Here is a 23089-nt window from a genome sequence, read left to right as displayed (position 1 = left end):
TCCATTTTTAGGCCAACCGTCCGTCAGTCGCCGTCAGCCTGTCGCATAGCCGATCGCCTTCAGGGCTCGTGTAATCTCGTCAAGCGCCGCCGGGTCGTCGATCGTCGCCGGGACTTTATGTGCTTCGCTGTCGGCAATTTTTTGCATTGTACCACGTAGGATTTTACCCGAGCGTGTTTTAGGCAGGGAATTGACGACGGTCGCCACCTTGAACGCAGCTACCGGCCCAATGCGCTCGCGCACCATGGCGACGACATCATTGACGATGTCCGCCGGGTCGCGGGCGACACCGCTATTGAGCACCAAAAAGCCGAGCGGCATTTGGCCCTTGAGCGCGTCGGCCACGCCGATCACCGCACATTCCGCGACGTCCGGATGCGCCAGCAACACTTCTTCCATCGCGCCGGTCGAAAGCCGATGTCCGGCGACATTGATGATATCGTCGGTGCGCGACATCACATAGACATAGCCGTCCGCATCGATAAAGCCGGCATCGGCGGTCTTGTAGTAGCCCGGAAATTCCTCGAGATAGGCTTCCACATAGCGCTCCTTGGCGTTCCACAGCGTCGGAAAGGTGCCGGGCGGCAACGGCAGTTTGATCACCAGAGCGCCGATATCACCGGCTTTCACTTCGTTGCAGGCATCGTCGACCACCCGCACATCCATGCCGGGAACCGGCTTGGTCGGCGAGCCTTCCTTGACTGGCAGTTGCTCAATGCCGATGCAATTGGCGCAGATCGACCAGCCGGTTTCGGTCTGCCACCAGTGATCGATCACCGGCACGCCAAGTTTGTTTTCGGCCCAATGAAGCGTATCCGGGTCGGTGCGCTCGCCGGCGAGAAAGAGAGTGCGGAAATTTGAAAGATCGTAATCGCCGATGCGCTTTCCTTGCGGGTCTTCTTTCTTGATGGCGCGGAAGGCGGTGGGCGCGGTGAACATCGCCGCTACCTTATGATCTGCAATCACCCGCCAAAAGGCGCCGGCATCTGGCGTGCCGACCGGCTTGCCTTCATAGAGGATGGAGATGTTGCCGTGCAGCAGCGGCGCATAGACGATATAGGAATGGCCGACCACCCAGCCAACGTCGGAGGCGGCCCAGAACGCCTCGCCAGGATCGACGCCGTAGATATTTTTCATCGTCCAATTGAGCGCCACCGCATGGCCGCCATTGTCGCGCACCACGCCCTTGGGCTGGCCCGTCGTGCCGGAGGTATAGAGAATGTACAAGGGATCGGTCGCCGCCACCGAGACGCAATCATGCGCCGTCGCGGCGGTCACGGCCTCGCGCCAATCTGCGTCGCGGCCCGCCGTCATCGCCGCTGTTTCCTGCGGGCGCTGCAAGATGATGCAGCTCGCCGGCTTGTGCGCGGCCAATTCGATGGCCTCGTCGAGGAGCGGTTTATAGGCGATCACACGCTTGCCTTCGATGCCGCAACTGGCGGAAACGACAACCTGCGGCGTGCAGTCATCGATGCGCACCGCCAGTTCATTGGCGGCAAATCCGCCGAACACCACCGAATGCACGGCGCCAAGGCGGGCGCAGGCGAGCATCGCAATCGCCGCCTCCGGCACCATCGGCATGTAGATGATCACCCGGTCGCCGCGGCCAACGCCACGTTCCGCCAGGGCGCCGGCGAACAGCGCCACCTCATCGCGCAGTTCGCGGTAGGTAAATGTGGTGACGCTTTCGGTGACCGGGGAATCATGGATCAGCGCCAACTGATCGCCGCGCCCGTTATCGACATGGCGGTCGAGCGCGTTATGGCAGGTATTGAGCATACCACCCGTGAACCAGCGGTAGAACGGCGCATCGCTATCGTCCAGGACCTTGTCCCACTTTTTGTCCCAATCGAGCGCTTCGGCGGCTTCCGCCCAAAAGCCCTCCGGGTCGCTCTGCGCGCGACCATACATTTGCTCGAATTTACCGCTCATGCCGGTTTTTCTCCCCTCACGGTTTCTTGTTCTGTCTTGCCTTCCACAAATGTATAAATATCAAGAAATAACGCAAACTTATCGGCTTCGAATTGGGAGTAGGGGTGATGGCGGCATTGAAGGTCGGAGTGATCGGCGCCGGCTGGTTCGGCGAAATCCATTGTAATGTGATTGCCGGAGCTCCTGGCCTCGAACTGGCGGCGTTGGCGGAGCAGGACCCAGCGCGCCGCGAAGAAATCGGCCGTCAATACAATGTTCCGGCGCTCTACACAGATTACCACGGCATCCTCGCCGATCCGGCTATCGATCTGGTGCATATCGTCACGCGCTGGGAAAACCATGCCGAGATCGCCACTGCCGCCTTGGCGGCGGGGAAGCATGTACTGCTTGAAAAACCGATGGCCCCGACCCTGGCGGAATGCGAACAAATTTGCCGGGCGGCGCGGCAGGCCAAAACCTATTTAATGGTCGGCCATGTCTGCCGCTTCAATCCGCGCTGCATTGCCGCCCAGAAGGAAATTTCCGCCGGAAGCATCGGTCGCGTGGTGTCCCTCAATGGCCGCCGCAACTTGCCCGCCGCCTGGGCCGAGGATGTGCTCAACAAAGTCAATCCGATAACGGACACTGCCGTTCACGACACCGATCTGATGCTTTGGTTCACCGGCGCCCCGGTCACCAGTGTCTACACCCAGACTGTGCGGGTGAATGATTATCTTCACCCCGATCTATTTCAAATCATGTACCGCTTCGAAAACGGCGCCACAGCTATCTACGAAAGCGCCTGGCTGGTGCCCGACGCCGCGCCGTGGCTAATCGATGAGCGCATGTCGATCATGGGCTCCGAGGGCTTCGTGCAGGTGCAGGACACATTCCCCAATCTTGGCGTCTGCACCGCGACCGGCTTTACCGGTCCCGATACCACCTATTGGCCGCGCGTCGATGGCGTCACCGGCGGTGCGCTCAGGGATGAGATCATGTATTTTGCCAACTGTGTGGCGATCGGCAAACGCCCCAGCGTCATCACGCCGGAAGATTCAATGGCGGCGATGAAGACCGTGTTGGCCGCGCAGGAATCCGCTGAGAGCGGCGAAATTGTTGTTCTCGATTGAATCTAGACGGTCACGCGTTCTCGCTTATAGGGCGTGCCTTCTACTGGTGTCGCATCGAACTCGCGCGCGTAGCGGTGGCCGGCATAAACCGCATGGGCAATTGTGGCCGGCGCCAGGGCATCGCCGATCCGGGTCAAGCTGCGCCATGGCACCTCACCGGCCTCGGCGCGGGTTTGCAATTCCTGCCACAGCCCGTCATTGGAAGTTCGCGAAGTCACCAGCACCACCGCCGCCGCGGCAAGCTCTGCTTCGGCGCCAGTGTAAACACAGGCATAGCGCACGTCGCCCTGCAACGCCACCAACTGCCGGTTGGCCAGGATGTTCACGCCCACTTCTAGCAGGCGGCGCTGAATAGCGTGCTGCTCGAGCGTGTTGTCTGTCCACGGTGAAACCTTTTCGTCCGGCATCATGAACGTGACATTGCGCCCGTCGCGCGCCAGTTTCTCGGCGATCAGTCCGGCCATGATATAACCGTCATCGTCATAAACCAGGACTGGCCCATCCACTAGCGTCTGCCCGGTCATGATATCGTCCGGCGTGTAAATCGTCGGCGCGGCATCGGTGATCGGCAGCGGCAGTCTTTGCCGCTGGCCGACGCCGTCGCGCCGCCAATGCGCACCCGTCGCCACCACGATATGCGGCGCGCCAAACGCGATGGCGTCTTCGGCGCCGAGTTCGCTGGCCAGGTAGGTTTCTACATTGGGCAATTTGTGAAATGCGGCGAGGCGGTGGTCAGCCACGCGCTGGTAAGAGGCCATGCCGGGCAGGCGGGATTCAAAGCGCACCCGTCCGCCGAGCGCCTCGCTCGCCTCGGCCAGCGTGACCGGATAGCCGCGCTGCCCAAGCGCGCGCGCGCATTCCAGGCCGGCCGGGCCCCCGCCGACAATCAGCACCTTGTCTTCGGAGGCACGTGGCGGGATGCGCTCGGGATGCCAGCCCTTGCGCCACTCTTCGCCCATCGTTGGGTTCTGTGTGCAGCGGATCGGCGTGTAGGTCCTATCGCCCGACACGCAGATATTGCAGCCGATGCACTCGCGGATATCTTCGATCCGCCCTTCTTCAATCTTTTTCGGCAGGAACGGATCGGCGATCGATGGTCGGGCCGCGCCGATGAAATCGAGCGCGCCCTTGGCAACCATTGCCGCCATGCGGTCGGGTGACGTGTAACGCCCGACACCCACCACCGGCTTCGATGTCAGGCTCTTGACGAAGGCGGTGTAGCCGTCCTGATAGCCTTCTTCGGCAAAGCGCGCGGTTTGCGAATCGTTCGACCAGTTGCTGATATTGACATCCCAGAGATCAGGCAGCTCGGCCAGCATGGCGATGATGTCGGGCGCTTCGCCCGCCGCTTCGATGCCGTCGGCGCCAAGCAGTTCATCGACTGCCAGGCGCACGGCGACGGCGCAGGTGTCGCCCACCGCCTCCTTGGTATCCTCGATCAACTCGCGCAATAGTCTGACTCGGTTTTCCAGCGAGCCGCCATATTCATCGCGCCTCTGATTGTAGCGCGGCAGGAGAAAATGCTGGGCCAGCGACAGGTCATGCCCGGCATAGACATAGACGATGTCATAGCCGGCGCGCTTGGCCAGAAGGGCGGAGGCGCGATGGCTCGCGCGCACGGCGCGGATGTCGCTTAGATCCATCGCCCGTGCCTGCAACGGTCCTGCCTTGATGAGCGACTGGGCGCTGGGCGCTAGCGGTGTCTCTCGGCTTTCCAAATTGGCGCAGGCAATTCCCTGCTGGCACAGTTCGATCGCTGCTAGCGAGCCATGTGCGTGCACGGCCTCGGTCATGCGCGCGTGATAGGGGATATCGCCTTCGTCCCACAGGCGGCCTTCGATCGACGGAGTGAAATCCGTGCCATGGTCGATGCTGACTTCTTCCGTCGAGACCACCGCCCAGCCACCCTCAGCTTTGGTCCCGCGCATGGCGGCCATGCCGCGCGGGAGGCGGTCGCCCATGCCGTTGCAATGCGGCACTTGGTAAAACCGGTTGCGCGCCGTGACCGGGCCGATTTTCACCGGCTCGAACAGGATGTCAAAAATGGGATCGCGTCCGCTCATGGTTTGCTCCTTTTGATATTAGCCTCTTAAATAACCCCGACGCGGCGGAATGGCGAACATGGAAAGAGCTTAAGGGATGAGCGAGAGCGGGCTGATATATTTATTGTGGAGCGACCTCGTCGGCATGACGCGAACCCGTGGTGTGCCGCTGCAAGATTTTGACAGGCGGCTGGAAAGCGGCCTGGGTTGGGCCTGCGCCGGCCAGGCGATGACGCCGTTCGAGCATCTCGCCGACAATCCTTGGGGGCCGGTGGACGAAGTGCGGCAAATCCCCGATCCCGAAACGCGCTTCGAAATCCCGGCCGACGGCGCGCATCCGGCGCTGCACGCCGTACTGTGCGATTCGCGTCCCGCCCCCGGCGAGGATTGGGGCGCTTGTGTCAGAAGTTTCTGCCGCAATGCCGTTGCCGACCTCAAGGCCGAGACCGGTCTCGATCTAATCGCTGCGTTCGAGCTGGAGTTTCTTCTGGAAGGGCCGGATTTAATCACCGAGGCGCCGTTTTCTTTTGCCGCTGCTTGCGCCCAGCACGGCCTTCTTACCTCGCTAGAAGAAATGTTGAGAGCTGCTGGTGTGGCGCCGGAAACCGTTGAGCCTGAATATGGCCGTGGCCAATATGAAATTAGCTGCAGCCCGCGGGCCGCTCTCAAGGCGGCGGATGCGGCGGTGATTTCATGCGAGATCACGCGCGAAGCGGCGCGCCGGCACTCCTTGCGTGCCAGCTTCTCGCCCAAGCCGACGCCTGATCATGTCGGCAATGGCTGCCATGTTCATCTCAGTCTGGCCGATGGCCAGGGCCGCAATGTGACCAGCGATCTCGCCGGCCCGCTCGGTCTTAGCGAGGTCGCGGCGCGTTTTTCGGCGGGAATTCTCACCCATATGGATGCGCTTCTCGCCATCCTCGCGCCGTCGCCGGTTTCCTATCACCGCCTCGGCCCGCATCATTGGAGCACCGGCTACCGCTGCATCGGTTTTCAGAATCGGGAAGCTGCGGTGCGCGTCATGCCCGGCATCTCGCGCGATCCTGAGACCGCAGCCAAAGGCTTTAATCTGGAAATTCGTGCCGTCGATTGCACCGCGTCGCCTTATTTGGCAATTGGCGTGCTGGCGCGGGCGGGTCTAGAAGGCATCCGCCGCAATCTCCCCTTACCGCCGGCGGCCGAGATCGATCCCGCCGATATGACTGACGCGGCGCGCGCGGAAGCCGGCATCACGGTGTTGCCGTCCGGTTTGGATGCAGCCCTGGAGGCGTTTAAAGCGGATGATGTGGTGCGCGCCTGGTTTTCCGACGAGCTTTATCAGAGCTTTCTCAGCGTCAAAAGCTGGGAGGCAGATTTCGCCAAAAACTGTGCGCCCGAGCAGCTTTTCGCGCGCTACCGCCATGCCTATTGAGCGCTGGCACCATGCCTAGTGAGCGCTAGCGCCGCCTCGCGGCATCAGCAAATCCTGCTGGGCGAGATGCAAATGGGTGTTCATACAGGCCACCGCGCTTTCCGGGTCACGCAAGCGAATCGCGTCGAACACATCGCGGTGGTGATCGTTATATTGGCGAATGCGCGGCGGCGTGAGAATCGCGCCCTTGATTGATTCCCAGCGGTCATGGGTGCGCACATGATTGATTTGCGCATACATCGTGATCATCAACGGATTGCGCGTGCCTTCGGCGATGCGCAGGTGAAAAATCTTGTCCCAATGGGAAAAATTTTCTCCGTCGCGCTCGGCACCTTCCATATGCACGAGGGCCTCTTCCAAGCCGGCGATGTCGCGGGCCGTCATGTTGCGCGCCGCGAGGCGGACCATTTGCGGCTCCAGCGCAAGGCGCACTTCGAGCAATTGTAGCGGGCTGGTGATTTCCGCAACATCGTCACGCTCGGCGCCCTCGTTCTCCGCCGGATAGGTCACATAGCTGCCGCTGCCGCGCTTGCGGGTGAGTAGCGCGCTTTGCTCCAACAGGCGAAGCGCTTCGCGCACGGTGCCCCGTGACACGCCATGCTCGGTGGCCAAATGCCGTTCGGCCGGCAATCTTTGTCCGTCATGGAAGGCGCCGTGCAATATCTGTTCTCTCAAGCGCGCCGCTAAGTTCGCCGGCGCACCGGCATATCCAACCCCGGAAGAGCCTGAATTCGCTTCCGCCGCGAGACTGCTCATGGCTGCACCTCCCGATCATCTGTAGTTAAAATTGGTAATACCAATATCGCGGTTATTTATCTTGCAAACAATGCGGGTGAACGCTTTAATTCGTCAAGATTCATAAATGGTCTGTGGGATTGGGAGGCCTTATGTTTGTTTCGCGGGCGCACTCCTGGATGTTTTTAGACCAATTTGAAAATTGGTACAAGAAGCAAAATTCCTGCTTTTCGGCGGGTCGCGCATGATTCCCGCCCACGTCAAATACCTCATCATCGGCGCCGGCATTCACGGCCTCAGCACCGCATATCATCTCGCGACCACGCTGAAGGCCAAAGGTCTGGGCAGCGGCGTAGATGTGCTGGTGGTCGACAAGGGCAGTATCGGTTCCGGTGCGTCGGGCATCGCCTGCGGCGTCATCCGCAACAATTATTTCCAGCCGGCGATGCGCGAATTGATGGCCGAATGTGTCGATGTTTGGGAGAGCGATCCCGAGGCGTATCATTATCACGCCGTCGGCTATATGCAGATCAGCCCGGAATCGATGCGCGCCGATGTGGCGCAGATCGCCGCCCAACAAGAGGCGATCGGCTATGAATCAGAATTTATCGAGGGCGCCGATGCGTGCCGCAAATATATGCGCGGCATCTTCAGCGATTGGCGCGCCGAAGGCATCACCTCGGTTCTGCATGAAAAGCGCGGCGGCTATGCCAACAACACCGCGTCGCTCTATGGACTGGCGGAAAAGGCCGAGGGCGCAGGCGTGCGTATTCTTTCCGGCACTGAGGTTTTAGGGCTGGTGAGCGCCAGCAGTTCCGGCGCCATCGCGGCGGTGGAGACGAGCAAGGGGCGCATTGGCGTCGATGAAGTGATCGTCGCGGTCGGCCCCTGGGTGCCGCGCATTTGGAGCATGCTCGATCTGCCAGACCATATCGACGTGAAGGACTTGCAGGGCGACATACACGCCGATGTGCCGATGTGGGTTTATTGGTGCCTGCAGGAAGGCACGCTCGGTGTTGAACCTGGCTTCGGCATGGCTGATGCCGGCAACATGCCGCCGGTCATTCATGTAGATACCGATGTGCCGCTCCGCTCCGACGTCGATGGCCGCGTTCTGGTCGAGGACATGTGGGGCATTTACTACAAACCGGATTTCAATTTCGGCGGCATTCAGGGCGGTGCCGCGCCCTATCTCGTTGAAACCCCGGCCGAGAGCATCGCGATTGATCCCTATGGGCCGGAGTCACCGGAATTCATCGTTGACGATCTGTTTGCCGAAACCTGGTGCTCGGCGCTGGCTTTTTGCCAGGAACGCTATGAAGGCCAGATCGGCAAATGGCGCAAAGAGCCGTCCGGCGGCATCGGCGCATTTACCGCTGATAGCTTCCCGGTGTTCGACCGCTTTCGCGAAAATTGCTACGTCATCGCGGATTCAAATCACGGCTATAAAATGATCGCCGTTGGCAAGCTCGTCGCCGCAGAACTTCTCGGCGCGCCCAGCGCTTTGTTGGAACCGTTCCGCTTCTCGCGCTTTGCCGAGGGCAAGCTGCACCCAGTTTCGAACAGCCCGTTCCCCTGGAGCTAACGTCGGAGGATATGACATGAACGATCTTGAAGCCCATGTTGCCAGGGAAGGCCGCGCTGAATTAATCCGCCAGGTTCGTCAGAAGATCGACGAGCTCGGCATCACCTATATCTATTATCAATTCGTCTCGGTCACCGGGCGGATCGTTGGCAAGGGTGTGCCGGCGGATCATTGGGAGCAGATTGCCGAACGCGGCTTTCAGCTTGTCTACGGCTCCACCGCCAATCTCTATCTCGATCGCGCCGGCGATTATATCGGTTACGGGCCGGAAGCTTCGGAACTCGTCGGCATGCCCGACCCCGAGACGTTCGCCCAGCTGCCGTGGGACAAACGGGTGGCGCGAGTCTTCTGCACCTGTTTCCGCAATCGCGAGGAGCGTGAGAATCCCGGCGGCCATTTGACTTCCGACTGCCGTGGCAATTTGCGCCTCATTCACCAGGAGTTTCAAGACAAGCACGGCCTGCAACTGCGCAGCGGGGTTGAGCCCGAAATGATGTGGTTAAAGCGCGGGCCGGACGGCAAATCGGACGGCGGCGTGACCAAGCCTAATTGCTATCACATCGACCAGTTCGAGGAGTTGCGACCGATCTTCATGCGCGTCATTGAATACAGCCAGGCAATGGGCCTCGACATGATTCAAGGCGACCATGAAGACGCGCCCGGCCAGCTCGAACTCAATTTCATGTTTGACGATGCGCTCCGCACCGCCGACCGACTGACCACCTACCGCCAAATCTGCGCCCAGGTGGCGCGCGAATTTGGCGTCATTGCCTGCTTCATGTCGAAACCCTTCGTCGGCGTCTCGGCGAGCGGCTGCCACCACAACATATCGCTGTGGCGCGGCGGCGCCGACCAGCTCAACGAACTTCATCAATCGCCGCTTCCCGGCATGGAAGATGTGTTCTCCTACGCCAAGGGCGGCGATAATTTGTTCCTGCCGGACCCGGCCTTCGACGACCGCAAACCCGGCCCGGTTGGGCTTAAATGCGTCGCCGGCGTGATCGAACATATTCAGGCGCTCACCGCGATCGGCTCGTCCACCGTCAATTCTTATCGGCGCCTCTGGGACACCGGTTTTTGGGCGCCGGTGTTCGCCGATTGGGGCTATCAGAACCGCACCTGCGCCTTGCGCATCTCCGCCCCCGGGCGCTTCGAATACCGCTCCGTCGATTCCATGGTGAACCCGTATCTGCTCGGCGGCGCTGTGCTCAAAGCGTTCGATGATGGCATCACCCGCGACCTCGATCCCGGCGAGCCGGAAGAGCGCAACATCTATCAGGCCATGGAAGCCGGCAAGCAAGTGACGCGCTTGCCGATGACGCTCGGCGATGCCCTGGATGCTCTGGCGGCGGACGAGGTCATCAAAAGCGCCATGCCCGGCGAAATGTACAAAGTCTACGAGCATTACAAGCGCGACGAATGGGCGCGCTTCAACGCCACAGTGACCGAGTGGGATCTGGATACGTATATGGATTGCCTGCCTTAGTGGATTCCGTCCACTGGCGTAACAAGGCGGCGGAGAAGAGGATTGAGAATATGTGTGGCATTGCAGGATTAATTCATCGCGACGGCAGCGCCGGGATCGGCTCAGAAATGACGTCGATGCTGCAAGCACTGAAACATCGCGGACCGGATTCAAGCGGCTTTGCGCTTTATGGCGAGCCCCGGGGCGACGATTACATGCTGCGCTTCAAGGTCGCGGAGCAGGAAGACATGGCGCGCGGCTTTGATATCCGTGATGAGGTGAAGAAACGCAAAGCCATGGTCGATGAACGCATCGAAAGTGGCGGCACGACCATCGTCGAGCAGGAGAACGTCACCGATTACGCCTTTCGCTACCGCCTCAGATTTTCCGACGGTGGGGCGGGCGATCAGCAAAATATGAAGCGCTTCGCCGATTACCTTGAGGATGTCGAAGGCGCCGAGATTCTTTCGATGGGCCGCGCCTTGGAGTTGGTCAAGGATTTGGGCGATGCCAGCCGGGTCAGCGATCAATATCATCTCGGCAGCTTCAAAGGCACCCACGCCATCGGCCATACCCGTATGGCGACCGAATCAGATGTCGATATCCGTTCGGCCCATCCTTATTGGGCGTACCCGTTCTCCGACGTCTCCGTGGTGCATAACGGCCAGCTCACCAATTATTGGGGCTTTCGCCGCGAAATGGAGCGCCGCGGCCACCGCTTCATGTCGAATTGCGATTCGGAATTGATCGCCGTTTATCTCGCCGACCGCATGGCCGATGGCATGCCGTTGAAGGAAGCAATGGACCTTTCTGTGAGCGAACTGGACGGCGTCTTTACCTATCTCGTCGCCACCGCTGACAGCCTCGGCATGGCCAAGGACACCATGGCCGCCAAGCCGATGGTGCTTTACGAGAGCGAAAACTTTATCGGCCTCGCCTCAGAAGAAGTGGCGATCCGCAGCATTTTTCCCGACGAAATTGACACCTGGGACCCGTATGAAGGGGAGGTCATGGTATGGCAGATCTAGAAGCCCAACATAAATCGCACGGCATGGGGCTGCATCAGGAGCAGCTTGCCGGGCGCACCCAGCAGGTCTTCTTCTCGCCGGCGGCAGAGGACAATTTCCTCTATCCGGAAAGTTTTGATGTCGATTACGACAACATCGCGGAATTCGACGCCGGTGAAATGGAAATCAGCGCCATTAATCTCAAGATCCGGGCGTTGATGCGGGCCGGACATGGCCATATCGTCGTTAAGAACCCGCTCGCCAAGCATTCGCTCGGCGTCGGTATTCTCAACCGGCTCAAGCTCGAATTCATAGGCAGCTTGGGCTATTTCGGCTGCGGTCTGATCGATGGCCCGAATGTACGGGTGCATGGCCGTGTCGGTTGGTCGTTCGCCGAAAACATGATGGCCGGCACGGCGGTGGTCGAGAAAAACGCCGGCTCGACCTTTGGCGCTGCAATTCGTGGTGGTGATCTCGTCTGCAAAGGCGATGTCGGCTCGCGAACCGGCATCGACCAGAAAGGCGGCACCATCATTGTCGGCGGGCGCTCTGGCGCCTTCTCCGGTTTCATGATGCAGCGCGGGCGGATGATTATCCTCGGCGACGCCGGCATCAATCTGGGCGATTCGATGTATGACGGTACCATCTATGTCGGCGGCAAGATCGCCTCCCTCGGCGTCGACGCCGTGCCCGGCGAAGTGAGCGAGTTGGAGGCTGATTGGCTGGAGCGCAAGCTCTCCGCGCATGGCCTATCCGCCCCCAACGGGGCGCGCAATTTACAGAAGATCGTCGCCGGCAAGAAGCTGTGGAATTACGACAATCTTGAGCCCACCGAAAAGAAAATCGTTCTCTAGAGGACAGGAAGCAAATCATGAGACGCAACCGCGAAGAGCGTAACAAATCCATTCTCGGCCAAAGTTTTGTTTTCACGCCTGAAGTGATCGACGATATTCACATCAAGGCCGAGCTTGGCCGCTACCGCATGCGCGGGCTGTCACTGTTCAAGAAAATCCCGTCTTGGGACGACCTCACCTTCTTGCCCGGCACCCTGACGCGTTTCGTCATCGAGGGTTACCGCGAGAAATGTGAAACCCGTACCATCATTGGCCCGCGCGCCAAGCGGCCGATCGAGATTGATATCCCGATCTACATCACCGGCATGAGTTTCGGCGCGCTTTCATATGAAGCGAAAACCGCGCTGGCGCGCGGCGCCACCATGGCGGGCACGGCAACCTGCTCAGGCGAGGGCGGCATGATCCCGGACGAGCGGCGCTATTCAGAAAAATGGTTTTATCAATGTATCCAGTCGCGTTACGGCTTCAACCCGCACCATCTGCGTCTGGCCGACGGCTGTGAATTTTTCATCGGCCAGGGCTGCAAAGTCGGCCTTGGCGGCCATCTGATGGGCCAGAAGGTGACCGATCAAGTGGCTGAGATGCGCTCGCTGCCGGCTGGCATCGATCAGCGTTCGCCGGCGCGCCATCCGGATTGGCTCGGCCCCGACGACCTCGCGCTCAAGATCGAAGAAATCCGCGAAGCGACAAACGGCGAGATCCCGATCCAGCTCAAGCTCGGCGCGGCGCGCGTGTACGACGATGTGCGTATGGCGGCCAAGACCAACCCCGACAGCATCTATATGGATGGTATGGAAGGCTCGACCGGCGCCGGCCCGCATGTCGCCACGGAGGAGACCGGTGTGCCCGGCATCGCCGCCATCCGCCAGGCCAGGAAGGCGCTCGATGATGTCGGCATGTCCGGCAAGATCACGCTGATCTATGCCGGCGGCATCCGCAACGGCACCGATGTCGCCAAGGCGATCGCGCTTGGCGCTGATGCCGTGGCGATCGGCCATTCGGCGATGATGGCGCTCAATTGCAACAAGGATATCCCCGAGGCCGATTATGAAAGCGAGATCGGTGTGGAGGCCGGCTACTGCTATCACTGCCATACCGGACGCTGCCCGGTCGGCGTGGCAACCCAGGATCCGGAATTGCGTAAGCGTCTCGACCCGGACGAGGCAGCCGAGCGGGTCTATAATTTTCTCCACACGCTCACCCTTGAGTGCCAAATGATGGCGCGCGCCTGCGGCAAAACCGATGTGCATTCGCTCGAGCCAGAGGATCTCGCCGCGCTCACCATGGAAGCCTCGGCGCTTGCAATGGTACCGCTCGCCGGCTCGCAACACACCGTCGGCCGACCCGACATGACGCGTTATTAGGAGGGAACCATGAGCGATCCCAAACAGGACATCGACCATTTCATCAAGACGAGCGGCCTCGACTCGGAGCGTGAAAAGGAAATCGGCCAGCACATCGGTTATCGCTACGATGTCAATTTGCTGCCCGACTATTCGCTGCTCACGCCGTTCCTGAAAAAATATATGGAGACCATGGGCTGGAGCGACCTGAACTGGCTTGAAGACGTCCATCTCGGCTATGAGGAAGGCCGCCCTGCGGTGTTCGATCGCAATATCAATGGCTGGGTTTCGGTGCCCGAGGATCTGGAATTGCCTGACAACCAGCAGGAACGCGATATGATCGCGCGGGAATTGCTGATTAAGTTTCAAATGTCGCCAAACCATCCGATGATTGAACTCAACAAGGCCTATCGTAAATTTTGATCGCCCTGAAAAGGCCCGCAAGGTTGCACCGCTAACGATGTCATATCCATGCCGCTCGGACTGATCAAATACGGCCTGTCGTCCGGCCATCCGGCGAAGCGCTTCCTCGCCGCCCAGCCGGAGCTTAAAACGAGTTACGATGTCATCATCATCGGCGGCGGCGGGCATGGCTTGGCGACCGCCTATAATCTGGCGCGCTATCACGGTATCCGTAATGTCGCGGTGTTTGAAAAGGGCTATATCGGCGGCGGCAATACCGGCCGCAATACCGCCATCATCCGCTCCAATTATCTCACCCCGGAAGGCGTGGCGTTTTATGAGGAATCGGTTTCTCTCTACCGCCAGTTAAGCCGCGAGCTTGATTACAACATCCTTTATTCCGAGCGCGGCCATTTCACCCTGGCGCATACCGATGCGGCGATGCGTACCTCGCGCTGGCGGGCCGAGGTGAACAAGCATCTCGGCGTCGATTCCGAATTGGTCTGCCGCGACGATCTCGCTCGCCTGATTCCGCAGCTCAATTTATCGGAGGATGTGCGCTATCCAATTCTGGGCGCGCTCTATCATCCGCCCGGCGCCATCGCGCGCCATGATGCGGTGGCCTGGGGTTATGCCGGGCGCGCCGCCGAAATGGGTGTGGAGATTCATCAAGGCACCACCGTCACTGATATCGAAATCACCGACGGACGGGTGACCGGCGTGATGACCGATCGCGGTCGCGTCGGGTGCGGCAAGGCAGTTCAGGCCGTCGCCGGCGCCAGCACCTTGATCGCCCGCATGGCTGGTCTCAAGCTGCCGATCCGCACCATTCCACTGCAAGCCTGCGTGTCGCAGCCGCTCAAGCCCTTCCTCGATCCGATCATCGTCTCCGGCAGCCTGCATGTGTACATCTCGCAGAGCGACCGCGGCGAGCTGGTGATGGGTGGCTCGACCGACCCGTACCCACGCTATCAAACCACTTCATCGCTCGATTTCATTGAGGGCCTCATGAGCCATGTGCTCGAATTGCTGCCTCATCTCTCGGATGTTCAGGTGATGCGGCAATGGGCGGGGATGACCGATATGACGCCTGATTTCGCCCCCATCATGGGCGAGACCGCGGTAGAAAATTATTACATCGACGCCGGTTGGGGCACCTGGGGTTTTAAGGCGACCCCGGTGTGTGGCAAGCGCATGGCGGAGATGGTGGCGACCGGCCGTGTGCCCGCCATGATCGCGCCGTTCCGTCTCACGCGCTTCGAGGATTTTGACTTGGTCGGCGAAAAAGGTGCTGCCTCGGTGGGGCACTGAGGGCCGTGAGGGCATGACATGAAACAACTGCATTGCCCGCTCAATGGCTGGCGCAACATCCAGGAATTTGCCCATGGCGGCGAAGTTGTGCAACAGCCCGACCCCAACCGCTGCAGCGACGCGGAATGGCTCGATTTCATCTTCATGCAGGAAAACAAAGCCGGCGTGGTGCGCGAATGGTGGTGCCATATCGCCACCGCCTATTGGTTCATCGCTGAGCGCGATACCGTCAAGGACGAGATCATCCGCACCTATGAAGCCAGCGAAATATTCAAGCAGCGCGTCGAGTTTTCGCGCCCTGAAGCACCAATGGATGAGACACCGAGCGCTGGAGGCGGCGCATGACGGAACGTCTCGGAAAACCGATGGGGAGTCGCATCGACCGCTCCGAGCCGGTTACCTTCCGCTTCGAAGGGCAGCAAGTTAGCGGTTATCGCGGCGATACCGTCGCCAGCGCGCTCTATGCCAACGGCGTCACAACGCTCTCGCGCTCGTTCAAATATCATCGTCCGCGCGGCGTGCTGTCTATGAGCGGCCAGGATTCGAATACCTTCGTGCGCATCGGGCAGAAGCCCAACTGTCTGGCCGACCGGCAGGCGATCGAGGCCGGCCTCGATGTCAAGGCGCAGAACTATTGGGGTTCGCTCGAAAATGACCGGCTCGCCATGCTGCGCCATCTCGGCCGCTTCATGCCCGTCGGGTTTTACTACAAAGCGTTTTACAAACCGCGCTGGGCGTGGCCGCTGTGGGCGAAGCTGATCCGCCGCGTCGCCGGGCTCGGCACGGTCGATCTTAAAACACCGCATGGCTATTACGATAAGCAATATCTGTTTTTCGACGTGACCGTGATCGGCGCTGGGCCGGCCGGCATGGCGGCGGCGCTTGAAGCTGCCGCGGCCGGCGCCAAGGTGCTTTTGGTTGATGAAAATCCAGAGATCGGCGGCGCCCTCACCTATGCTCGGTTCGATGGCACCGGCGCGGTGGGTGAATCCACTAGCGCCGATCTTATTGCGCAGGTCACCGCCGAGAGCCGTATCGAGGTGATGACCGATACCATGTGTACCGGTTGGTATGCCGATAACTGGCTCCCCCTGATCAAGGACAACCGCCTCTACAAACTGCGCGCCGGCGCGCTGGTCGTGGCGAGCGGTTGCTATGAGCAGCCGCTGATTTTTCATAACAATGATCTACCCGGCATCATGCTGGGCTCTGCCGCGCAACGCTTGATCCGCCTCTATGGCGTGAAGCCCGGCAACCGTGCCGTGGTGGCGACCGCCAGCCGTGATGGTTATGGCGTCGCCCTCGACCTGCTCGATGCCGGTATCGAGGTCGCCTGTGTGGTGGATGTGCGGGCCGATCCGCCGGAGGATGAAATCAGCACAGCGTTGATGCACCGCCATGTGCCGATTATCGCCGGCGCGACATTGCGCGAAGCCGTGCCCAACGCCAGCGGAAGCGGCGTCCGTGCGGCCAAAATTGCCCGCCTCGAGGGCGCCACGAAAGTGGCGACCCACCACGATGTTTTCGCCTGCGATTTGATCGCCATGTCGGGCTGCTATGCGCCGGCGTCGGCGCTGTTGCATCAGGCCGGCGGGCGGGTCAGCTTTGCCGATGACAGCGGCGCCTTCAGCGTCCATGATTTGCCGGTGCGCCTCTTCGCTGCCGGATCAGTGGCCGGCACGAACGCCCTGGAGAATGTGCTGGGCGATGGCAAAGCCGCGGGTCGACAGGCGGCCCGCGATGCCGGATTTACCGTCTCAGCGGCAAGCGAGCACAAACGGGTGGCCGAAGCGACAGCTTCCGCCTGGCCGATCATCGGCCATCCCAAGGGCATGGATTTCGTCGATCTTGATGAGGATTTGCAGGTTCACGATATCGAAAACGCGCTCACCGAAGGCTATCAGCATATCCAGCTTCTGAAGCGCTTCACCACCAACGGCATGGGGCCATCGCAAGGCCGCCACGCAACCTTGCCGGCGATCCGCCTAGCGGCGCGGCGCACCGGCGCCGGCCTCGATGAGACTGGCTCCACCACTTCGCGCCCGCCGATTGGCCCGTTGACTATGGGCCATCTGGCAGGCCGCAGCTTTGAGCCGGTGCGCTACACCGCCATGCATTTCCGCCATGTTGAACTCGGCGCCAAGATGATGCCGGCCGGCGCTTGGATGCGGCCCGAATATTACGGCGCGTCGCGTGATCGGGCGGCGAACATCGCCGCCGAGGCGTTGAACGTGCGCGAGAATGTAGGCATCATCGATGTTTCGACCCTGGGCGGGCTCGAAGTTCGCGGCCCCGACGCCGCCGAATTCCTCAACCGCATGTACACCTTCGCCTATCTTAAGCAGCCGGTTGGGCGCGCACGTTATGTGCTGATGACCGATGACATCGGCGTGGTCGTCGATGACGGCGTCGCCTGCCGATTGCATGACGACCATTTCTACGTCACCGCCACCACCTCGGGAGTCGATGGCGTTTACCGCACCATGCTGTGGTACAACGCGCAATGGCGTCTCAAGGTCGATATCACTCATGTCTCGGCGTCCTATGCCGGAGTGAACATCGCCGGCCCCAACAGCCGGGATGTTCTGCAAAAGCTCTGCGACGATGTCGATCTGTCGCCCGAGGCGTTCCCCTATATGGGCGCGCGTCGCGGCCATGTCGCCGGCATTCCGGCACTGTTCCTGCGCGTCGGGTTCGTTGGCGAACTGGGCTATGAGCTGCATGTGCCGGCGAGCCAGGGTGAGGCCCTGTGGGACGCGCTGATCGAGGCAGGCAAGGACGCTGGCATCCGACCGTTCGGCGTTGAGGCCCAGCGCCTCCTTCGCCTCGAAAAGGGCCACATCATCATTGGCCAGGATACCGACGGGCTGACCAACCCGCATGAAGCCGATATGACCTGGGCAATCTCGCGCAAAAAGCCGTATTTTGTCGGCATGCGCTCAGTCTCGATCCAAGAATCGGCCGGCATTAAACGCAAACTGGTCGGCTTCGAAATTGCCGACAGCGATGCCGCGTCGGAACCGAAAGAGTGTCATCTCGTCATTCGTGGCGGCACGATTACCGGCCGGGTCACCTCTATCGTGCGCTCGCCGAGTCTCGGCAAGATGATCGGATTGGCCTATGTCGCGCCTGATCAGTCTGAGCCCGACAGCAAATTCGATATCAAGATCGATAAGGGCCGGATGGTGCGCGCCACAGTGGTCAAGCTGCCGTTCTACGATCCCGACGGCGCACGGCAGGAGATGTAGCCATGGCGGTGTTGGCCAATGAGTGCATCCGGCGCAGTTTTCTCTACCGCGAACTGGAAAGCGCGGGCGCCGAATTCGAGGAGCTGAACGGCGCCGCCACCGCGATGCGTATTGGCGGTGATGCCGCGGCTGAAGCGGTTCAGGCGCGAAGCCTCGGTATCTGCGATCTCTCCGCTTTGCCACGCACCGGCTTCAAAGGGTGGAACATGGCCGCGTGGCTTACCGGCCAAGGTGCGGAAATGATCGAAGCAAGCAATCAGGTCACACCGCAGGCCGACGGCACGCGGATTGCCCGCCTGTCGCCTGGCGAGGCTCTGCTGCTCGGTGATTATCAGGGCTCTGGGCCGCTCATCGAAAAAACCGACGCCGCCTGGTCGATGGAAACTGCCGATGGCTGCTTTCATGTCCCGCGCGCTGACACCAATTGTTGGCTCGCTCTCAGTGGCAGTAATACCCCGGCGCTGTTCGCTAAAATATGCGCCGTCGATCTCCGCCCCGAGGTGGCGCCGGTGCACCGCGTCGTGCAAACCAATGTGGCACGCTTGAACGCAGTCATCATCCGCAGCACTATCGCCGAGGTGCCGGTTTTCGATCTTCTGAGCGATGTCGCTTCCGCCGTATATCTATGGCACGCACTGCTCGATGCCATGGGCGAATTCGGCGGCAAACCGATCGGCCTCGCGGCCTTGCAATCATTGAAGTAGAGCGGCCGCATAAGCAGCCGACGAATGGAAGGACTGAGAGAGATGGCGTCGAGTTCACAACATGCGAATCCCAAAAGCGATATCGATATCGCTCGCGTTGCCGACAAGCGGCCAATTCTGGAAATCGGCAAAGAGCGCCTCGGCATCGCGGCCGAGCATCTCGTACCCTATGGCCACGATAAGGCCAAAATCTCGCTCGACTATATTTCCTCGCTAAAAGAGAACCCCAACAGCAAGTTGATCTTGGTCACCGCCATCACGCCCACGCCCGCCGGCGAAGGCAAGACCACCACCACCGTCGGCCTCGGTGATGGCCTCAACCGCATCGGCAAAAACACACTGATCTGTTTGCGCGAGCCCAGCCTTGGGCCGTGTTTCGGCCTCAAGGGCGGAGCCGCTGGTGGCGGTTATGCTCAGGTTGTGCCGATGGAGGAAATCAATCTCCATTTCACCGGTGATTTTCACGCTATCGGCGCGGCCAACAATCTGCTCGCCGCGATGATCGACAATCACATTTACTGGGGCAATTCCGCTGAGATCGATCCACGCCGCGTCACCTGGCGCCGCGTCGTCGATATGAACGACCGGGCGTTGCGCTCAATCGTCTCATCGCTGGGCGGCGTCGCCAACGGCTTCCCGCGCGAGGACGGGTTTGATATTACCGTCGCGTCCGAAGTCATGGCGATCTTCTGCCTGGCGCGCAATCTTGAGGATTTGCGCGCCCGCCTCGGCAATATCGTCATCGGATACAAGCGCGACCGCACGCCGGTGCGCGCCCGCGAAGTCCAAGCCGAAGGCGCGATGACGACGCTGCTAAAAGACGCGCTGGCGCCCAATCTGGTGCAGACGTTGGAGAACAATCCGGCGCTCGTGCATGGCGGGCCGTTTGCCAATATCGCGCATGGCTGCAATTCCGTCCTGGCGACTCAGACGGCGATGAAAATTTCCGATTATGTGGTGACCGAAGCCGGCTTCGGCGCCGATCTTGGGGCCGAGAAATTTTTTGATATCAAATGCCGCAAGGCCGGCCTCGCGCCCGATTGCGTCGTGCTGGTGGCAACGATTAGAGCGCTCAAAATGCACGGCGGCGTCGCCAAAGGCGCGCTCGGCGAGGAGAATTTGCCGGCGCTTGAAAAAGGCATGGCCAATCTTGAACGCCATCTCAGCAATATCGCCAAATTCGGCGTACCCGTCGTGGTCGGTCTCAACCGCTTCTCGGCCGATAGTGAGGCCGAGCGCGCCCTGGTGCTGGAACACTGCAAGGCACTCGGTGTGCCGGCGGTGGAGAGCGATCATTGGGCATCGGGCGGTGCTGGTGCGGAGGATTTGGCGAACTGCGTGGTCGAGACCATCGCCAACAAGCCATCCAATTTTAAGCCGCTTTACGCTGACGAATTGCCGCTTTGGGACAAAGTCCGCACCGTCGCCCAAGAGGTTTACGGCGCCGACGGCATCATCGCCGATCAGAAGGTGCGCAACCAGTTCAAGGATTTGCAAGATGGCGGCTTCGGCCATTTCCCGGTCTGCATCGCCAAGACGCAATATAGCTTCTCCACCGATCCCAACCTCAAAGGCGCGCCCTCCGGCCATGTCGTGCCGGTCCGCGAAGTGCGCGTTTCTGCCGGCGCGGAATTCCTCGTCGTCGTCTGCGGCGATATCATGACCATGCCCGGCTTGCCCCGGGTGCCGGCGGCCAATAGCATCAATGTCGATGACAGCGGCAACATTGTTGGATTGTTCTGATATGGATCTTATTCTCCGCGGCGCGACACTCCCCGATGGGCGCACGGGCATCGACATCGCCGTCAAGCACGGCAAGATCGCGGCGCTTGAACCTGCGATCGGCGCAAATGCGGCCCGCGAGATAGACGTCACGGGCCGGCTGGTGACGCCGCCCTTCATCGATTCGCATTTCCATATGGATGCCACTCTTCTCTATGGCTATCCGCGCTACAATCAAAGCGGCACCCTGCTGGAAGGCATCCGCCTGTGGGCCGAACTCAAGCCCGACCTCAAACATGAGTGGTATGTTGAACGCGCGCTGGAATATTGTGATTGGGCCGTCGGGCGCGGCTTGTTGGCGATCCGCAGCCATGTCGATACCACCGATCCGACCCTCACTGGCGTGGCTGCGCTGGTCGAAGTGCGTGACAAGGTAAAAGACTATATCGATCTGCAGTTGGTCGGCTTTCCGCAGGACGGTTATCTGCGCTCGCCCGTCGGGGTGAAAAACATGGCCAAAGCGCTGGATATGGGTGTCGACGTGGTCGGCGGCATTCCCCATTTCGAGCGCACCATGGATGAGGGCTCTGAATCGGTCCGCCAGCTCTGCGCGTTAGCGGCCGAGCGTGGTCTCCGTGTCGATATACATTGCGACGAAACGGATGATCCCAATTCCCGCCATATCGAAACCCTGGCCGCCGAGACGGTGCGCCATGGTCTTCAGGGCCGCGTCACCGGATCGCATCTATCCTCCATGCATTCCATGGACAATTATTATGTCAGCAAGCTGATCCCGTTGATGGTGGAAGCTGATATTCAGGTCATCGCCAATCCCACCGCCAACATGCTGCTCATGGGCCGGCATGATACCTATCCCAAGCGCCGCGGCATGACGCGGGTGAAGGAATTGATGGCGGCCGGCCTCAACGTCTCGTTCGGCCAGGATTCGGTGATGGATCCGTTTGGTTCGATGAACACCGGCGATGTCCTCGATGTGGCGCACATGGCGGTGCATGTTGGGCATCTCTCTGGCCGTGACGAAATACGAGCGTGCTTTCAGGCCGTGACCGAAAATTCGGCACGCACTCTCGGATTGGAGGGCTACGGACTGGATGTTGGGTGCAACGCCGATATGGTGGTCCTGCAGGCGTCCGATCCGATCGAAGCGATCCGCCTGCGCCCGACTCGCCTGCATGTTATCCGGCGCGGCAAGGTGATCGCCGAAAGCCCGCCCCATACCGCCAAGCTCAACCTCCCCGGCCGCCCCGATAGCACAGAATTTATGCGCTCGACCGAACCGCCGGAGTGATTAGCTGAGGCCAGATTTCTTGCGCCGTTTACGGCAGAGAATGGCAAACACCAGGCCAGGCGCCGCGGCGATCGCCCAGGCCGGCGCGAGCAGGATAGGCACGATGATCTCACCCCATAGCCAAGGCGAGACGCTTTTCTCGATGACGCTGCCAAAGCCGACTAGGCTGTTGGCATGGATACGCGCCCACAACTCGCCGCCGGCGACCAGGTCGTAGCCCCCGCCCGATAGGGCGCCGAAGATTTCATAAGCGAACAGACCAAGTGCTGCGATCAACAAGATATTGGCAACAATGCGGCAAACGATCATTATCAAAACCCTGTAGCGCGACCGGGAATTGGCACCGCGCAAATTCCTATGGCAACAAGATAGCAGTAAATACATGCCAATATCTTGCGGCGCGCAAAAGAATTGCTATGTTGCGCGAGCCCGGAGGGGTGGCCGAGTGGTTTAAGGCGCACGCTTGGAAAGCGTGTGTGCGTTTACGCGTACCGCGGGTTCGAATCCCGCCCCCTCCGCCAATCGCCGTTACTATACATAAACTATTGAAAATAAAAGGATAAAATTTAGGCGAATTTTCTATAACCACACACGGTTACCACATACAATTGTTGGCTCCAGCGTCGATCAAGGCCGTGATGGTGTTTGGTATGCCGGGTTTTCACGTAGTTTCTTAGGAATTCTCTCGAATTTGTCAGCATTGGAATGTCCGCTATTTCAAACCGGAGCGCGCATATCTAAGTTGCGTATATATGTAAATCACAGCGGATAGGTAGGGTGTGATCGGTAGCGCAATTTAGCGCATTAATTCACATCAAATTACTGTATATAATTACCGAAAACACTGTCCGTCGTCATATAATTTGGAACAATCTACGGCCTGATCTAAAGGAGGATTTGGCCCACCTGG

The 23089-nt window shown here is 60.1% G+C and carries 18 protein-coding genes and 1 tRNA gene; 15 read left to right on the top strand and 4 right to left on the bottom strand.

All coding sequences use genetic code 11. The features are described 5' to 3' along the window. Window positions 1-33 precede the first annotated feature (33 nt). Window positions 34-1932: a propionyl-CoA synthetase gene (locus tag O3A94_12465; protein ID MDA1357064.1), complete on the bottom strand. Its 1899-nt coding sequence runs from the start codon at window positions 1930-1932 to the stop codon at window positions 34-36. A gap of 107 nt (window positions 1933-2039) precedes the next feature. Here O3A94_12465 and O3A94_12460 point away from each other — a divergent pair, with 107 nt between their 5' ends. Continuing rightward, the gene (locus tag O3A94_12460; protein MDA1357063.1) at window positions 2040-3041 is read left to right on the top strand and encodes a Gfo/Idh/MocA family oxidoreductase; all 1002 of its coding nucleotides are present in this window, start codon (window positions 2040-2042) and stop codon (window positions 3039-3041) included. Between the two features lie 2 nt (window positions 3042-3043). Here the strand turns inward: O3A94_12460 and O3A94_12455 are convergent, their stop codons facing one another. Then, window positions 3044-5104, bottom strand: a complete 2061-nt coding sequence (locus tag O3A94_12455) for an NAD(P)-binding protein (protein ID MDA1357062.1) — start codon at window positions 5102-5104, stop codon at window positions 3044-3046. Between the two features lie 76 nt (window positions 5105-5180). Between O3A94_12455 and O3A94_12450 the strand changes: the two genes are divergently transcribed. Further along, the gene (locus O3A94_12450) at window positions 5181-6494 is read left to right on the top strand and encodes a glutamine synthetase family protein (GenBank protein ID MDA1357061.1); all 1314 of its coding nucleotides are present in this window, start codon (window positions 5181-5183) and stop codon (window positions 6492-6494) included. A 15-nt stretch (window positions 6495-6509) separates the two neighbouring features. On the opposite strand, the gene O3A94_12445 is transcribed toward O3A94_12450, so the two are convergent. Beyond that, window positions 6510-7250, bottom strand: coding sequence for a FadR/GntR family transcriptional regulator (locus tag O3A94_12445; GenBank protein ID MDA1357060.1), 741 nt, complete (start codon window positions 7248-7250; stop codon window positions 6510-6512). Between the two features lie 223 nt (window positions 7251-7473). On the opposite strand from O3A94_12445, the gene O3A94_12440 reads away from it, so the two are divergent. Genes O3A94_12440 through O3A94_12385 form a run of 12 tightly spaced genes read left to right on the top strand, consistent with a single transcriptional unit; the run spans window position 7474 to window position 22179 of the window. Then, entirely contained in the window at window positions 7474-8814 is a 1341-nt protein-coding gene (locus O3A94_12440; protein ID MDA1357059.1) for an FAD-binding oxidoreductase, read from the top strand. Window positions 8815-8830: 16 nt separating this feature from the next. Beyond that, the gene (locus O3A94_12435; protein ID MDA1357058.1) at window positions 8831-10300 is read left to right on the top strand and encodes a glutamine synthetase; all 1470 of its coding nucleotides are present in this window, start codon (window positions 8831-8833) and stop codon (window positions 10298-10300) included. Between the two features lie 50 nt (window positions 10301-10350). Then, window positions 10351-11307, top strand: coding sequence for a glutamine amidotransferase (locus O3A94_12430; GenBank protein MDA1357057.1), 957 nt, complete (start codon window positions 10351-10353; stop codon window positions 11305-11307). Continuing rightward, entirely contained in the window at window positions 11295-12140 is an 846-nt protein-coding gene (locus O3A94_12425) for a GXGXG motif-containing protein (GenBank protein ID MDA1357056.1), read from the top strand. Before O3A94_12430 ends, O3A94_12425 begins: the two co-directional genes overlap by 13 nt. Before the next feature lie 17 nt (window positions 12141-12157). Continuing rightward, window positions 12158-13504 (top strand): FMN-binding glutamate synthase family protein, encoded by a 1347-nt coding sequence (locus O3A94_12420; GenBank protein MDA1357055.1) that lies wholly within the window; start codon window positions 12158-12160, stop codon window positions 13502-13504. Between the two features lie 9 nt (window positions 13505-13513). After that, complete coding sequence (locus tag O3A94_12415; GenBank protein ID MDA1357054.1) at window positions 13514-13906, top strand: hypothetical protein; 393 nt, start codon at window positions 13514-13516, stop codon at window positions 13904-13906. A gap of 48 nt (window positions 13907-13954) precedes the next feature. Further along, the gene (locus O3A94_12410) at window positions 13955-15196 is read left to right on the top strand and encodes an FAD-dependent oxidoreductase (GenBank protein ID MDA1357053.1); all 1242 of its coding nucleotides are present in this window, start codon (window positions 13955-13957) and stop codon (window positions 15194-15196) included. Between the two features lie 18 nt (window positions 15197-15214). Continuing rightward, window positions 15215-15541 (top strand): sarcosine oxidase subunit delta, encoded by a 327-nt coding sequence (locus tag O3A94_12405; GenBank protein ID MDA1357052.1) that lies wholly within the window; start codon window positions 15215-15217, stop codon window positions 15539-15541. Next, on the top strand, window positions 15538-18444 hold the full coding sequence (locus tag O3A94_12400) for a 2Fe-2S iron-sulfur cluster-binding protein (protein ID MDA1357051.1): 2907 nt from the start codon (window positions 15538-15540) through the stop codon (window positions 18442-18444). Before O3A94_12405 ends, O3A94_12400 begins: the two co-directional genes overlap by 4 nt. Before the next feature lie 2 nt (window positions 18445-18446). Then, window positions 18447-19148 (top strand): sarcosine oxidase, encoded by a 702-nt coding sequence (locus O3A94_12395; protein MDA1357050.1) that lies wholly within the window; start codon window positions 18447-18449, stop codon window positions 19146-19148. Between the two features lie 24 nt (window positions 19149-19172). Next, a complete protein-coding gene (locus O3A94_12390; GenBank protein MDA1357049.1) occupies window positions 19173-20891 on the top strand; it encodes a formate--tetrahydrofolate ligase in 1719 nt (572 codons plus the stop codon). Between the two features lies 1 nt (window position 20892). Then, window positions 20893-22179, top strand: a complete 1287-nt coding sequence (locus tag O3A94_12385; GenBank protein MDA1357048.1) for an amidohydrolase family protein — start codon at window positions 20893-20895, stop codon at window positions 22177-22179. On the opposite strand, the gene O3A94_12380 is transcribed toward O3A94_12385, so the two are convergent. Continuing rightward, a complete protein-coding gene (locus O3A94_12380; protein ID MDA1357047.1) occupies window positions 22180-22488 on the bottom strand; it encodes a hypothetical protein in 309 nt (102 codons plus the stop codon). Between the two features lie 122 nt (window positions 22489-22610). Between O3A94_12380 and O3A94_12375 the strand changes: the two genes are divergently transcribed. Continuing rightward, window positions 22611-22700, top strand: a tRNA-Ser gene (locus O3A94_12375). Window positions 22701-23089 lie beyond the last annotated feature (389 nt).

It is taken from the genome of Pseudomonadota bacterium (genome assembly GCA_027624955.1).
Lineage (GTDB): Bacteria > Pseudomonadota > Alphaproteobacteria > UBA828 > UBA828 > PTKB01.
Note: the sequence above shows the minus strand (reverse complement) of the source record. Positions and strands in the feature narration are given on the sequence as shown.